Origin of the sequence: Roseovarius aestuarii, from assembly GCF_019966515.1 — a bacterium.
GTDB classification, from domain to species: domain Bacteria; phylum Pseudomonadota; class Alphaproteobacteria; order Rhodobacterales; family Rhodobacteraceae; genus Roseovarius; species Roseovarius aestuarii.
On record NZ_JAIMIB010000001.1, the window covers coordinates 382,619 to 397,171 of the forward strand.

General features: G+C 60.4%; 14 protein-coding genes. 4 read left to right on the top strand and 10 right to left on the bottom strand.

All coding sequences use genetic code 11. The features are described from left to right. Entirely contained in the window at positions 1-276 is a 276-nt protein-coding gene (locus LC334_RS01835; RefSeq protein WP_085798514.1) for a hypothetical protein, read from the bottom strand. A 169-nt stretch (positions 277-445) separates the two neighbouring features. Then, positions 446-1,690, bottom strand: coding sequence for a sarcosine oxidase subunit beta family protein (locus LC334_RS01840; RefSeq protein WP_085798515.1), 1,245 nt, complete (start codon positions 1,688-1,690; stop codon positions 446-448). Between the two features lie 214 nt (positions 1,691-1,904). Here LC334_RS01840 and ccmI point away from each other — a divergent pair, with 214 nt between their 5' ends. The 3 genes from ccmI to LC334_RS01855 are packed head-to-tail and all read left to right on the top strand — an operon-like array spanning position 1,905 to position 3,846. Next, positions 1,905-3,137 carry a c-type cytochrome biogenesis protein CcmI gene (gene ccmI / locus LC334_RS01845; RefSeq protein ID WP_085798782.1) on the top strand — a complete coding sequence of 411 codons (1,233 nt, stop codon included), beginning with the start codon at positions 1,905-1,907 and terminating at the stop codon, positions 3,135-3,137. Continuing rightward, entirely contained in the window at positions 3,134-3,610 is a 477-nt protein-coding gene (gene ruvX, locus LC334_RS01850) for a Holliday junction resolvase RuvX (protein ID WP_085798516.1), read from the top strand. The genes ccmI and ruvX overlap by 4 nt, the downstream gene beginning before the upstream one ends. Then, complete coding sequence (locus LC334_RS01855) at positions 3,607-3,846, top strand: DUF1289 domain-containing protein (protein ID WP_085798517.1); 240 nt, start codon at positions 3,607-3,609, stop codon at positions 3,844-3,846. The genes ruvX and LC334_RS01855 overlap by 4 nt, the downstream gene beginning before the upstream one ends. A 10-nt stretch (positions 3,847-3,856) precedes the next feature. Here LC334_RS01855 and LC334_RS01860 read toward each other — a convergent pair whose 3' ends face one another. From LC334_RS01860 to LC334_RS01880, 5 genes are all read right to left on the bottom strand, one after another. Further along, on the bottom strand, positions 3,857-4,396 hold the full coding sequence (locus tag LC334_RS01860; RefSeq protein ID WP_176237595.1) for a VPLPA-CTERM sorting domain-containing protein: 540 nt from the start codon (positions 4,394-4,396) through the stop codon (positions 3,857-3,859). A 117-nt stretch (positions 4,397-4,513) separates the two neighbouring features. Then, complete coding sequence (locus tag LC334_RS01865; RefSeq protein ID WP_085798519.1) at positions 4,514-5,302, bottom strand: hypothetical protein; 789 nt, start codon at positions 5,300-5,302, stop codon at positions 4,514-4,516. Continuing rightward, positions 5,296-6,120 (bottom strand): sulfite exporter TauE/SafE family protein, encoded by an 825-nt coding sequence (locus LC334_RS01870; protein WP_085798520.1) that lies wholly within the window; start codon positions 6,118-6,120, stop codon positions 5,296-5,298. The genes LC334_RS01865 and LC334_RS01870 overlap by 7 nt, the downstream gene beginning before the upstream one ends. Before the next feature lie 106 nt (positions 6,121-6,226). Then, complete coding sequence (gene dusA, locus LC334_RS01875; RefSeq protein ID WP_085798521.1) at positions 6,227-7,213, bottom strand: tRNA dihydrouridine(20/20a) synthase DusA; 987 nt, start codon at positions 7,211-7,213, stop codon at positions 6,227-6,229. 109 nt (positions 7,214-7,322) lie between these two features. Continuing rightward, on the bottom strand, positions 7,323-9,773 hold the full coding sequence (locus LC334_RS01880) for a GcvT family protein (protein ID WP_085798522.1): 2,451 nt from the start codon (positions 9,771-9,773) through the stop codon (positions 7,323-7,325). Between the two features lie 190 nt (positions 9,774-9,963). Here LC334_RS01880 and LC334_RS01885 point away from each other — a divergent pair, with 190 nt between their 5' ends. After that, positions 9,964-10,884 (top strand): LysR substrate-binding domain-containing protein, encoded by a 921-nt coding sequence (locus LC334_RS01885; RefSeq protein WP_085798523.1) that lies wholly within the window; start codon positions 9,964-9,966, stop codon positions 10,882-10,884. A gap of 16 nt (positions 10,885-10,900) precedes the next feature. Here LC334_RS01885 and LC334_RS01890 read toward each other — a convergent pair whose 3' ends face one another. From LC334_RS01890 to LC334_RS01900, 3 genes are read right to left on the bottom strand one after another with little or no spacing between them, the layout of a single operon-like run. Next, positions 10,901-11,869 (bottom strand): ABC transporter permease, encoded by a 969-nt coding sequence (locus LC334_RS01890; RefSeq protein ID WP_085798524.1) that lies wholly within the window; start codon positions 11,867-11,869, stop codon positions 10,901-10,903. Next, positions 11,862-12,983, bottom strand: coding sequence for an ABC transporter permease (locus tag LC334_RS01895; RefSeq protein ID WP_085798525.1), 1,122 nt, complete (start codon positions 12,981-12,983; stop codon positions 11,862-11,864). Before LC334_RS01895 ends, LC334_RS01890 begins: the two co-directional genes overlap by 8 nt. Beyond that, positions 12,980-14,551 carry an ABC transporter ATP-binding protein gene (locus tag LC334_RS01900; RefSeq protein WP_085798783.1) on the bottom strand — a complete coding sequence of 524 codons (1,572 nt, stop codon included), beginning with the start codon at positions 14,549-14,551 and terminating at the stop codon, positions 12,980-12,982. Before LC334_RS01900 ends, LC334_RS01895 begins: the two co-directional genes overlap by 4 nt. Positions 14,552-14,553 lie beyond the last annotated feature (2 nt).

Consider the following 14,553-nt stretch of genomic DNA (forward strand, 5'->3'; position numbering starts at 1 on the left):
TTATTCGATGGGTACTGTGCCGGTTGCTTCCGCACCGGTCGAGCTTGTGGCGCCAGCGCCCGCATCCGGTTCAGCCGGGACGATGACCGGATCAGCGCCCGCGCCACCAGGGTGTTCAACCGTGGTTGGCCCGCCGCCAAGCGAGCCAACGAGGACGAGCACGCCCAGCACCGCGATTGCCGCGAAAAGCCAGAGAAGCCCCGACCCGGTACTGCCGGTATCCATTGTGCCGCGCGAGAAATTATGCGTGTCGCGCCACTGGTCGTAGTTTGACATGGGATGGTCTCCTTTCCTTGCAATAACAAGGATGGGGACGCAGCCTGTGGTTGAGAAGAATAAGCGGAAATCCCCGGTCCAAACCGGCCAAACCCCGCGAATTGCACGGTATAGCCTCGGCCAGTTTCCGCCCGGTCATCCGGGATCGTTATGGTGTGCAATGTGTGCATCAATGCGCCACCCCGGCGGCGACGCTTTCGTCGATGAACCGGCCTTCGTAGAAACGGTTGAGGCCGAAGGCGTCGGTCAGCGGCGAGTAGCCCTTGGCCATCAGCTCGGCAAAGCCCCAGCCCGAGCCCGGGATCGCCTTGAAGCCGCCGGTGCCCCAGCCACAGTTGATGAAGATACCCTCGACCGGCGTGGTGCCGATGATTGGAGAGCGGTCGCCGGTCACATCGACGATACCGCCCCATTGCCGCAGCATCTTGAGGCGTGCGACCATCGGGAAGGTTTCCACCAGCGCGCGCACGGTCTCCTCGATATGATGGAAACTGCCGCGTTGGGTGTAGTTGTTGAACCCGTCAGTGCCGCCGCCGATGACCATCTCACCCTTGTCGGATTGCGACATGTAGCCATGCACCGTGTTGGCCATGACCACGCAATCCATGCAGGGCTTGATTGGCTCTGACACCAGCGCCTGCAGCGCCACGGATTCGACCGGCAGACGGAAACCCGCCATATCCGCGACATGGCCCGCGTTACCGGCGACAACCATGCCCAGCTTGTTACAGTCGATATCGCCCTTGCTGGTGGTCACGCCGACCACCTTGCCGCCTTCAGAGCGCACGCCGGTGACTTCGCATTTCTGGATGATGTGCATACCCATATCGGAACAAGCGCGCGCATAGCCCCAGGCCACCGCATCGTGACGCGCCGTACCGCCACGCGCCTGCCAGAGACCGCCCAGCACCGGATAGCGCGGACCGTCCAGATTGATGATCGGCACGATTTCCTTCACCCGCGCCGGGGTGATGAACTCGGTGGTGACGCCCTGCAGCGCGTTGGCATGTGCGGTGCGTTTATAGCCGCGCACCTCATGCTCGGTCTGGGCCAGCATGATCACGCCGCGCGGGCTGAACATCACGTTATAGTTCAGATCCTGGCTCATCGTCTCGTAGAGCGAGCGCGCCTTTTCATAAATCGCGGCGGATGGGTCCTGCAGGTAGTTCGAGCGGATGATCGTGGTGTTGCGACCGGTATTGCCACCGCCCAGCCAGCCTTTTTCCAGAACCGCCACATTGGTGATGCCGAAATTCTTGCCTAGATAGTAGGCGGTGGCCAGACCATGCCCGCCCGCCCCGATGATGATCACATCGTATTTCGGTTTCGGCTCGGGCGAGGCCCAGGCGCGTTCCCATCCCATATGGAAACGGGCGGCTTCACGGGCGACGGCAAAGGCGGAATAACGTTTCATGCGCACTCTCGGGTTTTAGGGTGGATTCGCAGATCGCAGCAGTTGCCGACTTAATGCGCCTATTCTCGACGCAAAAGCACACTGACGGCGGCAAAAACCATCAGAATCGCGACATTGCGGCATCAGGACGCTGGTCGACACACCCGCATGAGGTGGGTTTGACCTTTTTTCCGGATGCCCCCGTCGTTACATGAAGGCGGGAAGAGGAGACGCCATGGGTTTCTGGATCATCATCGGAGCACTGGCATTAGGTGTGAGCGGCATTCTGGCGCTTGCCCTTCTGCGGGGACGGGCGGGTGCTGTGCCCGCGGCGGCCTATGATCTGCACGTCTATCGCGACCAGTTAAAGGAAGTGGATCGCGATCTCGCCCGTGGGATCATCCCGGAAACCGAGGCCGAGCGCGCCCGCACTGAAGTATCCCGCCGCCTGCTTGCGGCAGACGCCGAACTGCGCGCTGAGACATCCCGGGCAGGCAAGGGCAACCGTGGCAACATCAGCGTCGTCCTTGGTCTGCTCGCGATAGTGTTGGGCGGATCACTTGCGCTTTATGGCCAGTTAGGCGCACCGGGATATGGCGATCTGCCGCTTGAGACCCGCCTTGCGGCCTCGGATCAGGCCCGGGCCGAGCGGCTCAGCCAGACCGAGGCCGAGGCGCAGGCCCCCGCGCGCCCGCCCGCACCCGAGGTCGCAGCGGATTATCTGGCGTTGATGGAGAAGCTGCGCGAAACGGTCAGGGACCGGCCCGATGACCTGCGCGGGCTGCGCCTGTTGGTGCGCAACGAGGCTGCCCTGGGCAATGTCGCCGCGGCCTATGCCGCGCAAAAAGAGGTCATTCGCGTCAAAGGCCCCAAGGCCAACGCCGATGATCACGCCCTTTTGGCCGATCTGATGATCGCGGCGGCTGGCGGTTATGTCTCAACCGAGGCAGAGGCGGCCTTGCGCGTTGCGCTGCAGGTTGACCCTGAAAACCCAACCTCACGCTATTATCTCGGTCTTTATCTGATGCAGGTGGACCGACCCGATGCCGCGTTCCGGATGTGGGATCGGCTATTGCGCAACAGCCCCCCGGATGCCCCCTGGGTCGGCCCGATCCGTGCCCGGATCGAAGACCTAGCCCAACGCGCGGGTGTAACCTATCAACTGCCCCAGGCCCAAACGCTGGCCCCACGGGGACCGGCAGCCGACGATATGGACGCCGCAGCCGATATGAGCCCTGAGGAACGTCAGGACATGATCCGCGGCATGGTCAGCGGCTTGGCCGCGCGTATCGAAAACGAGGGCGGCGCGCCAGAGGAATGGGCGCGATTGATCACAGCCTATGGCGTGTTGGGCGAAACCGACCTCGCCCGCGCCGTCTGGGACGATGCACAAAAGGCGTTCTGGGATGCCCCCGGATCGCTTGACCGGATCCGTGACAGCGCCGTTCAGGCCGGGGTGGCCGAATGATCACCGACGATATCGAAGCATTCGCCGCCACTCTGCCCGTGCGTCGGGCGCTGATCGGTCTGGACCTGGGGGAAAAGACCATCGGCGTCGCCATTTCCGATGGGCTGTTGTCAGTCGCCAGCCCGTTTGAGACCATAAGACGGCGCAAGTTTGGGCTTGATGCCGCACGGCTTCTGGAGATCGCGACAGAGCGTCATGTGGGCGGGATCATTCTGGGTCTGCCGCGCAACATGGATGGCTCTGAGGGGCCGCGCTGCCAATCCACCCGTGCCTTCGCCCGCAATCTGGAGCGTCTGACGGACCTCCCCATAGGCTTCTGGGACGAACGCTTGTCGACTGTGGCCGCCGAAAAAGCCCTGTTAGAGGCGGATGCGACACGAAAACGTCGCGCCGAGGTCATAGATAACATCGCCGCGTCCTATATCCTGCAGGGAGTATTGGACCGGTTAAGCCATCTGAGAGCAGCACTATGAGCGACGACATCCCCGTCTGGACGCGCGATGAGATCGAAAGCCCTTGCGTGCGCATTTGCGTGGTGCACCCCGAGGCGCGCATCTGCACCGGCTGCTATCGCTCCATCGACGAGATTGGCCGCTGGTCGAAAATGAGCACCGACGAGCGCGCCCAGATCATGGAAGACCTGCCGGGCCGCGCGTCGCAACTCAGCAAACGCCGAGGCGGACGCGCCGCACGGCTGCAGCGCAAGTAGTTAGCGCGTTTCAGGCCGTTGCTGGTGCTTTCTGCCGCCGCAAGCGCAGCCCTGCAAGCCCACAGAGAGCCGTCAGGATCATTAGTAACCCGGCGGGAAGCGGCACGGCGGCTGGTGTTATGACGTAGAATCCTGATGTCAGCACCGGGCCCAAAACAACGTTGTTATAGGTCGCAAAAACAGGCGGCGTCACGTTGTCAAAGGCGGTTTCGAATTCCAAAACGCAGTTGCCCACCGGACATCCGGGTGCAGCCGTTGAGTTTGAAAAATACCCGAACAGGCTGCCAGCAGCGCTGATGTCATTCAGCAAAGGGCTGTAAAGAGGCGGCATGCCTGCATTCGGCGTGTCGAAAGTTACGCCACCGAGGGTCACGCTCAGGTTTGAAATTACACCTCCGCCCATTGGGGCCATGAACGTCGTATTCTGCCCGCCGAGCGAAATATTGAAGGTCGCAGCGGTGCTGCCGATGCTTGTTGCCAGCAAAGCTACCAAGGCCAAAGACACAAGGCGAAATCTGTAAAACAAGTGGATTCTGCAAAAATCAGTCATAATAATCTCCATCAAATAAAAAGAATTTTAGCAATTTTACACCCTACCGACAATCGGGAGGGCTGAAATCACCGCATGCAGGAGACGAACCGCTTATTGCGCGTTAGAGGGGATATCTCAGGGCAGCGTCAGCCAACCGGCTGATCGGGACGGCAGTTCCGGGCGGAAATAGACGATGATCCGACCTTCGGGCGGGGCTTCTGCACCTTCACCCCAGGGGGCCACGCCGTGCAGGGCGTGGCGATGCACCAGATAGGCCTCACCCGGTCGTGCCGGCACAGCGACACGCGTGCAGGTATCGAAAACCTCGCGCCGGGCTGTCTGGTAGATATCAGTCAGGTCCACCTCGGCCCAGTCGGCTTCGGGCAGGTGCCCCAATGCGCCTTCAAAGGCCGCTCGCATGATCCGGTGGCTGCCCTCCCACACCACCAGCGGGCTGGCATCGGCGCTGCATGTGGTCAGGGGCAGGCCCAGAATATAAGCGTGGCGCTCTTTCAGCATCCGACGGCGATCATCACCAACGGCCAGCAAACCATCAACATGGGCCGCATCGCGCTTGAGCCGGTAGCGAAACGCGCTGTCGCTTTCGCCATCGCGTGGACGCGGATAGCCGGGATAGATCACCGAGATCTGCGCCCGGTGCAACGGCAGGGTACCGTAGAGTGCAAGGGTTGCCTCGTAGGCCGCGCCGCCCAGCGGGTCTGCCCCGGGGATCGCCCCATCGGCATCGTTGGGCAGCGTATCAACGCCCACAAACCACGTGCCTTCGCATTGTAGCCACTGTCGCTGTTCTTCCGGGTCATTGATGCGCTGGATGGCAAGTGGTGTTACGGCGCGAACCCAGTCCAGCACCGAAGTATCGATCGGAAACCTGACCCAGCCGTTTTCGATCAGCGCCTCTACCATCCCAGTGCCTTTCGCAGCATGTTCAGCGCGACAAGCGTGAGAAAGACCGCAAAAACGCGTTTCAGCGGTTTCGGATCCATCGCATGCGCCAGTTTCACGCCCATTGGCGTGGTGATCAATGTCATGGCGATCACCGTGAAAAACGCCGGCAGGTTGACAGCGCCGATGGTCAGTGGCGGGCGATGCTCTGCCGCGATAGTCAAAAACAGAAAGCCCAGAACCGAGGGCACCGCAATGATCACACCAAAGCCCGCAGCGGTGGCGACGGCGCGGTGGATTGCCGTATTGTAAAGGCTCATCAAGGGAACACCGAAACTGCCACCGCCGATGCCCATGAGCACCGACAGAAACCCCAGAACGGGCGACATCGTTGCGCGCATCAGACCTGCAGGCATCGCCTGCCCCAGCCGCCAGTCAGACCGGCCCAACCCCATGTAGAGGCCAATGGCAATGCCAAGCCCCCCAAAGACCCCCTGCAGGAAGACCGAGCTGAGGTTCGAGGCCGCAGTCACACCGACCACAGCCCCGATCGCAATGCCGGGCGCCCAGGTCTTCAGGATGTGCCAGTCGACTGCGCCCTTCTTGTGATGGCCGATAACTGACCGGATTGATGTGACGATGATCGTCGCCAGCGACGTCGCGAGACAGATCTGCATCAGTTGCGAACCATCATAGCCAAGCGTCTGAAACGCATAGAAGAACGCAGGCACCAAAACGATACCGCCGCCGACGCCCAACAGCCCTGCCAGTGCGCCCGCAAAGGCACCGATAATCAGTAATAACCCCAACATGGCAAAGAGGAGCGACGGGTCGGACATAGTGGCAGCATCCCTCAACGGTCTGATCGTCACATAGAGCGGATTTGAAGCGCGCCGACAATTAAATTCGATCTGAACACAGCTCTGTGCGTTCTGCGCGCTCAGATCACTGAACGCAGGCAAGCGCCTCTAGAACAAGCTCGGGCCCGGCGTCGCTGCGGGTGGCACTTTCGGACAGGGTACGCCGCCAGGCGCGCGCGCCTGGACGGCCTGCAAAAAGGCCCAGCATGTGCCGCGTGATCTGGTGCAGGCGGCCACCAGTAGTCAGATGTGCCTCGATATAGGGCAGCATGGCCTGCACGGCGGCCTCGGGCGCTGCGTCAGGCGCATCCGACCCGAAAATACGACGGTCAGCAACACAAAGAACATCGGCAGGATTGTGATAGGCGGCGCGGCCAAACATCACGCCATCCATGCCCGCGTCCAGAAACGCCTCGGCCTGGTCCAGCGAACTGATACCGCCATTGATGCTGAGATGCAGCGCGGGAAACAGCCCCTTCATCGCCACGGCCAGACCATAATCCAGCGGCGGCACCTCGCGGTTTTCCTTGGGGCTGAGCCCCTGAAGCCAGGCCTTGCGCGCATGGATGGCGAACCGGCTGACGCCAGCGGCGCTGATGCGGGACAGAAATTCGGGTAGCACGGTTTGCGGGTCCTGATCATCCACACCGATACGGCATTTGACCGTGACCTCGATATCTACAGCCTCGATCATGGCGGCACAGCATTCAGCGACAAGGCCCGGCTCTTTCATCAAAACCGCGCCGAACGTGCCTGATTGCACCCGATCAGACGGGCAACCGACATTCAGATTGATCTCGTCATATCCCTCTGCCGCGCCCAGCTTTGCCGCCTTTGCCAGCTCCTCGGGGTCGGACCCACCGAGTTGCAACGCAATCGGATGTTCAGCAGGTGAAAACGCAAGCAGATGCAGCGCCTGCCCCCGCACCAGAGCAGGCGCGGTCACCATTTCGGTGTAAAGCAGGGTTTCCTTTGACAGCAACCGGTGCAAATACCGGCAGTGCCGGTCGGTCCAGTCCATCATCGGCGCAACAGACAGCCGAGCCGACTTTCGGGCTGCGTTCGTGGGCATTCGGTACTCTCCTTGAGCGCGGCATTTCTTGGATGCCAGCTCTTGGTGCACATATACCGAACACGGCGCGGGTTGCACTACCCAAGGTGTGTACCCATCCCGATCGTGCTCAGGCTTTCACACGGTCGTTTTTCGGGTCATACATCGGACGCAGGCTGGCCGTGGCCGGGAGACGCCTGCCCGCTACGGCAATTTCATACGATCCGCTTAACAGGTCGCGGGCGGTGCCGCCCTCGGGAACCCGGACCATGCCCAGCGCCACCGCGCCGCCAAGGGAGTGCCCATAGCTGCCGGTGGTGACGCAGCCGACAACCTCGCCATCGCGATAGATCGGTTCGTGGTGATAGATGAATGCCTCGGGATCTTCGAGCAGGAATTGCATGATCCGGCGATTGCCCCCGGTTTCACGATGCGCGATCAAGGCATCACGACCGATGAATCCTCCAGGTTTGTCGAGTGCTGCGGCGAACATCAGCCCGGCCTCTATAGGCGTGTCGAAAGCCGCCATGTCGTGACCCCAATGCCGGAATGCTTTTTCGACCCGCAACGATTCTGCGGCGTGGAACCCGACCAGCGCGGGCGGCGGGGCCTTTTTGCCCGACATAAGGTCGTCAAACAGCGCGCCTGCGAACTCACTGGACACAAATATCTCCCAACCCAGTTCACCCTGATAGGTGATGCGTTGCGCGCGCGCAGTAACGCGCCCGATCTCGATCTCCTGAAACGTGCCGAAGGGGAAGGGATCGTTGGACAGGTCGGTTCTGGTGAACGCCTGAAGGAAATCCCGCGCGCGCGGGCCCATCAGCCCCAGCACCGCCTGCCCCGCCGTAATATCCGTCAACGTCAAGCGGGCCGTATCGGGAATATGCGTGTTGAGCCATTGCCAATCCTTATGGGCGGTCCCGGCGCTGGTCATGATCAGAAAACGATCCTTGGTCAGACGGGCAATGGTCAGGTCGGCCTCGATCCCCGCGCGTTCATTCAGCCATTGTGTGTAGACCACACCGCCGGGCGGCACATCCAGATCGTTGGTCGAAATGTATTGCAGGCTGCTTAGCGCGTCCGGGCCTTCGATCTGAAATTTGGCGAACGGGGAGAGGTCAATCAGGCCCAGATCTTCGCGCAGCGCCTTATGCTCTCGCTCCCAATGCTCGACAAAAGCTGCGCGACCAAAGGCGTATTCGTATCGCGGCTCAACTCCGTCAGGCGCAAACCACATCGGGCGTTCCCATCCGGCACCTTCGCCGAATACGGCACCGCGCTCTTTGAGCTGGTAATGGAAGGGCGAGCGCCGCAGATCGCGCCCAAGCTGGCGCTGCTTGTACGGCCAATGCATCTGGTAAAAGAGCGTGAGGGTTTCCGGAACCCGCTCGACCAGATAGGCATGGTTGGACTGGAACGTATCGAACCGATTGATATCCACATCGGCCAGATCCATCGGCGCCGCGCCCTGCATGATCCAGTCAGCCAGCGCTTTGCCGGCACCCGGGCCGCTTTGAATGCCCGTCGAGTTGAACCCACCGGCGACAAAATAATTGGTACATCCCGCCGGGTTGCCCAGCACATATTTGCCGTCGGGTGTATAACTTTCAGGGCCGTTGAAGAAGGTACGGATGCCAACATTCTGAATGGCAGGCACACGTTCCAGCAGATATTCGAGCAGGTCATCGAGATGCCCGTCGGGAAAGGGTAGCTCGTCGAACGAGAAATCCGCCGGGATACCACCTTTGGGGTTCCAGACCTTCGCGTTCGGCTCGGAAAAGCCGATCAGCAGTTTGCCCGCGTCTTCCTTGTAATAGGCACCCTCGTCATAGACGCGCAGCACCGGCAGATCGGGCGACAGCCCCTCGATCGGGTCGGTCACCACATAGAAATGCTGGTTGGCCTGTATCGGCAATTTGATCCCGTGACTGTCGGCGAAACTATGCGCCCAGATGCCGGTGCAGTTGACAACGAACTCAGCCGTGATGTGACCCTGATCGGTGTCAACCCCGGTAGCCCGCCCGTCTGCCATCGTGACCTGCCGCACGGTCACCCCTTCGCGGATCACGGCACCATGCTGCCGCGCCGTCTTTGCCAGCGCCATCGTGGTATCGATCGGATTGGTCTGCCCGTCATTGGGAAAATGAATGGCGCCCACCATGCCGTCGATATTCAGCATCGGCCAGAGCTTGTTCAGATCTTCCGGGGAAAGCGCCTGAACCTCGATCCCCTGCCCCAGTGCTGAATCTCGTTTGCGCATCAGCTCTTCCATGCGCGCCTCAGTCAGAGCTGTCGCGATAGAGCCATTGCGCTTGAAGCCCGTGGCCTGACCGGTTTCGGCCTCAAGCCGCTCCATCAGGTTCAACCCATATTTAGCCAGCTCGGTCATCGCAGGCACAGCCTGCATTTCGCTGACCAACCCCGCAGCGTGCCAGGTCGACCCGCAAGTCAACCTGTCGCGTTCCAGTAGCAAGATATCGCTCCAACCTGAGCGCGCCAGATGATAGGCAACCGAACAGCCGACGATACCACCGCCTACGATAATCACCTTGGCGGTTTGGGGAAGATCTTTTTGCATGGCTAGCCTTTCGACACATTGCTGTTCCGGGCCGCGCCAGTACCGGGATCGGCGCAGGGCCCAATTTTGAGTTTTTCTCTAAGAGCTCATGCGACTCATTTACACGCTATCCCATTTTTACGTAATATTGTTTAAGTCAGGAATGATCGGCAAATGAATTAATCTGAATGCCAGACAAGAAAAACTCAAGATGCGCAAAAGAAAAACATATTCTCCGCTCCCGTCGATCAATGCACTTCGATCCTTTGAAACGACTGCAAGGCTGGGCAGCGTCACCAAGGCAGCGGATGAGCTTTGCGTGACACCCTCTGCGGTAAGCCATCAGATCAGGAAGCTCGAAGATGGTTTTGACCGCAGCCTGATCGAATTCGCCGACGGCAAGGCGATGCTGACTGAATGGGGCGCGACCCTGCTTCCCGGGTTATCCGACGGCTTCATGCGCATCAGGGATGCGGTTCATCTGCTACAGGACCAGCGCAACACACAAACGCTGACAATCGCAGCACGCCCGCTATTTGCGTCGAAAATGCTGTCGCCCCGGCTTGATCGCTTCTGGGAAATGCACCCTGATATCGCCCTGCGGATGCGGTATCTTACGCAGGAATTCGAAAACTCGGACGAACGGGCGGATATATCGATCGAATGGTATGCCGACCCGCCCGCTGACGCAGCTTGTGTTCAACTGTTCGCGGCGGCCTTGTCGCCCGTCTGCAGCCCGTCGCTGCACATCGACACCGATATGGCAAACCTTCCCGATAGTTTGAACGGTTTCACCCTGCTCAGGGAAACCCATCAGGACTATTGGCGCGACTGGCTGATGCAGATAGGCGCATCGGATTTCCAACCGGAACGCACGGCTTTCCTCGACGACGGTTCAATCCGGCTTGGTGCCGCCATTGCGGGCAAGGGCATTGACCTGTCGGTTCCGTATTTTCTGGAACAAGAGTTTGCCGATGGTCGTCTGACCGAGCCATTCCCCGACTTCAGGTTAAGCGGACACTACTACCTGCTATTCCCGAAGCACCTCAGCGAAAAGGCGGGCGCCTTCCGGGATTGGATTCTGGACGAAATCTCTGGCACGGAGGACGGCGACAACCCCGCCGCTGTTTGAGCGGGTCGCGACTGTGCTATTTATGATAGGGTTGCCCAATAGCGGCAGGCGGGCTGGGCCGGCCGATGAAACCCGCCAGCAGCAGCACCGTCAGAACATAAGGCAATGCCAGCATCAACTGGGTCGGCACCTCACCGATCAGCGGCAGGTCAACCCCCTGCAAACGCGATGTCGCGGCCTCAAGGAAACCGAACATCAGACAGGCAAGGAACGCGGCCAAGGGTTTCCAATTGCCAAAGATCACTGCGGCAAGCGCGATATAGCCCTTACCGGCAGACATATCGCGCACGAAGTTGCCGCCTTGCGCGACCGACAGATAGGCACCCCCGATACCGCATAACACACCACCAATCATCAGCGCGCGGTAGCGCAGCCAGGTCACGGAAACCCCCGCGCTATCCACCGCCTCGGGCACCTCGCCCACCGCCCGCAGCCGCAGGCCGAAACGGGTACGATAGATGATGAAGGCCGTCAGAGGCACCGCCAGCAACGTCAGATAAACAAGCACGTTGTGGCCCGAAATCAGCTGCCGATAGATGACGCCCAGGATCGGCACGGCATCCAGCGTGTCGACACCGACCCACTCCACCGGCTTGAACCGCGCCTCGCGCGGGAGCGTTGGCGTCTGCCCGCCGCGACGAAAGAGTGTGATGCCGATCACGACGGTCAAGCCCGAGGCAAGGATATTGATCGCGACCCCGGAAATCACCTGGTTGCCCTTATGGGTGATGCAGGCGAACCCGTGGATCAGCGACATGGCCACACTCGCCAGGATCGCACAGCCCAGCCCCAGCCAGGCCGACCCGGTGAGTGCGGCAACCGCCGCCGCGACGAACGCCCCTGAAAGCAGCTTGCCCTCAAGTGAGATGTCGATGACGCCGGACCGTTCCGCAAATATCCCGGCCATTGCGCAGAAGATAAGCGGCGTCGCGATTCTGAGCGTCGCATCAAAGGTCAGAAGAAGCTGGTAGATGAAATCAGCCATGGGCAGCGGCCCTTCGCGACACAGTCAGCCGCGCGATAAGCCGCGCCAGCGGCGGGTTGAACATATAGGCCAATGCCCCGGAAAACAGGATGATCATGCCCTGGATCAGCAGGACCATTTCGCGGGTGATCGACTGGAACTCGAAATCAAGCTCGGCCCCGCCCTGATAGAGTGCGCCAAACAGCAGCGAGGCAAGGAATATGCCGATGGGATGGTTACGCCCCATCAGCGCCACCGCGATACCGGTAAAACCGTAACCCGCCGTGTAGTTCAGGATAATCCTGTCGCTGACACCAAGAATTTCGTTGGTGGCCAGCAGCCCGGCAAACCCGCCCGAGATCGCCATGGTGATGATAATCGTGCGGGGTACGTTGATACCCGCGTAATGCGCAGCCTCCGGGTTCTGACCTACGGCGCGGATTGCATAGCCAAGGCGGGTCCGCCAGATCAGCACCCAGAAGAGGACCAGCGCCAAAAGCGCCAGCAGGAAAGAGGCGTTGAACGGAGTGCTAGAGATCTTGATGCCGATTGCCGCGAATATCTCGTGCATCGCTGGCAGGTGGCTCGAGGCAGGAAGAGGTGCGGATTGCGGTGATTGCTGGCCGGGTTCCAGCATCGGCCCGGTCAGCAGCCAGACCATGATGGATGCCGCGATAAAGTTGAACATGATCGTGGTAATGACGATGTGGCTGCCGCGCCTGGCCTGCAGATAACCGGGGATCACGCCCCAACAGGCCCCCAACAGCGCGGCCCCGGCAATGGCCAGCGGCAACGCGATGATAGAAGGAGCCCAGCCCATTGCAAAAGCCACGAGCGCAGCACCTAAACCGCCCAGATATGCCTGACCCTCGCCGCCGATATTAAAGAGCATCGCGTGGAACGCGGTCGCCACGGCAAGGCCGGTGAAGACGAAGTTCGTCGTGTAATAAAGCGTATAGCCCAGCCCGCCGGAATACACGAAGGCCCCTTTCAGCATAACGCCGAGCGCCTCGATCGGGTTTTCGCCGATGGCCAGCACGATCAATCCGCAAATGAACAGCGCCGCCATCAGGTTGATGACCGGTAGCAGAAACAGATCGGCCCAACGCGGTAAAGGCGGTATCGGCGTGCTCATGCAGCTTCCCCTGTGCGCTTCTGGCCCGCCATCATCAGGCCCAGCGTCTGCCTGTCTGCCTCGTCGCGCGAAACGATACCGACATTCTTGCCGCCGCAAAGCACCATGATCCGGTCCGACAGTGACATGATCTCGTCAAGCTCCACGCTGACCAGCAGGATAGCGCATCCTGCATCTCTGAGCGCCAAAAGCTGTTTGTGAATAAACTCGATGGCCCCGACATCGACGCCGCGAGTCGGCTGGCCAACCAACAGAACCACCGGATGGGCCGAAAATTCCCGTGCGATGACGATCTTCTGCTGGTTGCCGCCGGAGAAGTTTTTCGCGAAATGACGCGGCTCCGAAGGTCGCACGTCATAATCCTTCATCTTCGCACGGCAATTCGCCTCAATCGCGTCCTGATCCATCAGCAATCCCGTACCGGTTAGATCACTATCCTGCAGCCCCAGGATCATGTTCTCGCGCGCCTCGAAATGCAGGATCAGCCCGTGTGTATGCCGGTCTTCGGGGATATGACGCACACCAACGTCGCGAATGATCCGCGGATTGGTTTCGCTTGCGGGCGTCACCTCGGTGCCCAGAATATTGATTGCACCGGCAGTCAGGTGCCGCATCCCTGCCAGCACCTCCATCAGCTGCGTCTGCCCATTGCCTGAAACGCCTGCCACACCCAGGATTTCGCCGGAGCGCACCTCGAAACTGATATCGTCCAGTTCCACCACGCCCTGACTGCTGGTATATCCCAGATGCGAGGCCGAGAAGCGGACATCACCGGGCGGTGAGACCTCGGTGCGCTCGACTTCAAGCAAGACCTCGCGACCGACCATCAGTTCGGCCAGTTCCGCCGGAGAGGTCTGTGCCGTCTTGCGGTGGCCAACGATTTCCCCCTGCCGCATGATATCGACCGCGTCGGTGATCTCCATGATCTCGGCAAGCTTGTGGGTGATCAGCAGCACCGCCACACCTCTGTCGCGCAGCACTTTCAGGACTTCGAATAGCTGTTCAGCCTCCTGTGGCGTCAGCACGCCCGTCGGTTCATCAAGGATCAGAATCTTGGCACCGCCCTTGAGAGCCTTGATGATCTCGACCCTTTGGCGCTGGCCGACATTCAGGTCACTGACCAGCGCATCGGGGCTGATCGCAAGATTATATCGCTCAGACAGCTCAACGATCCGCGCCCGCGCTGCCTCGCGCCCTTCACGCAACAAGGCGCCCCCCTCGGTGCCCAGCATGACGTTTTCGAGGACCGTAAAGGTCGGCACCAGCATGAAATGCTGATGCACCATGCCGACCCCATGACTGATCGCATCCGCCGAGGATCGCATGTCCACGCGCTCGCCATCGATCAAAATCTCACCGTCATCGCGCGTATGCATGCCGTAGACGATATTCATCAACGTGGACTTGCCCGCCCCGTTTTCACCGATGATCCCGTGAATAGTGCCGGGTCGTACGGCCAGATTGATATTGCGATTGGCACGGATCAGCCCGAAGGATTTGTTGACGCCCTTCAACTCCAGCGCATAGGAGGCGGATGCACCGCCCCCTGTCTTTTCTGTTGCAGTCACGG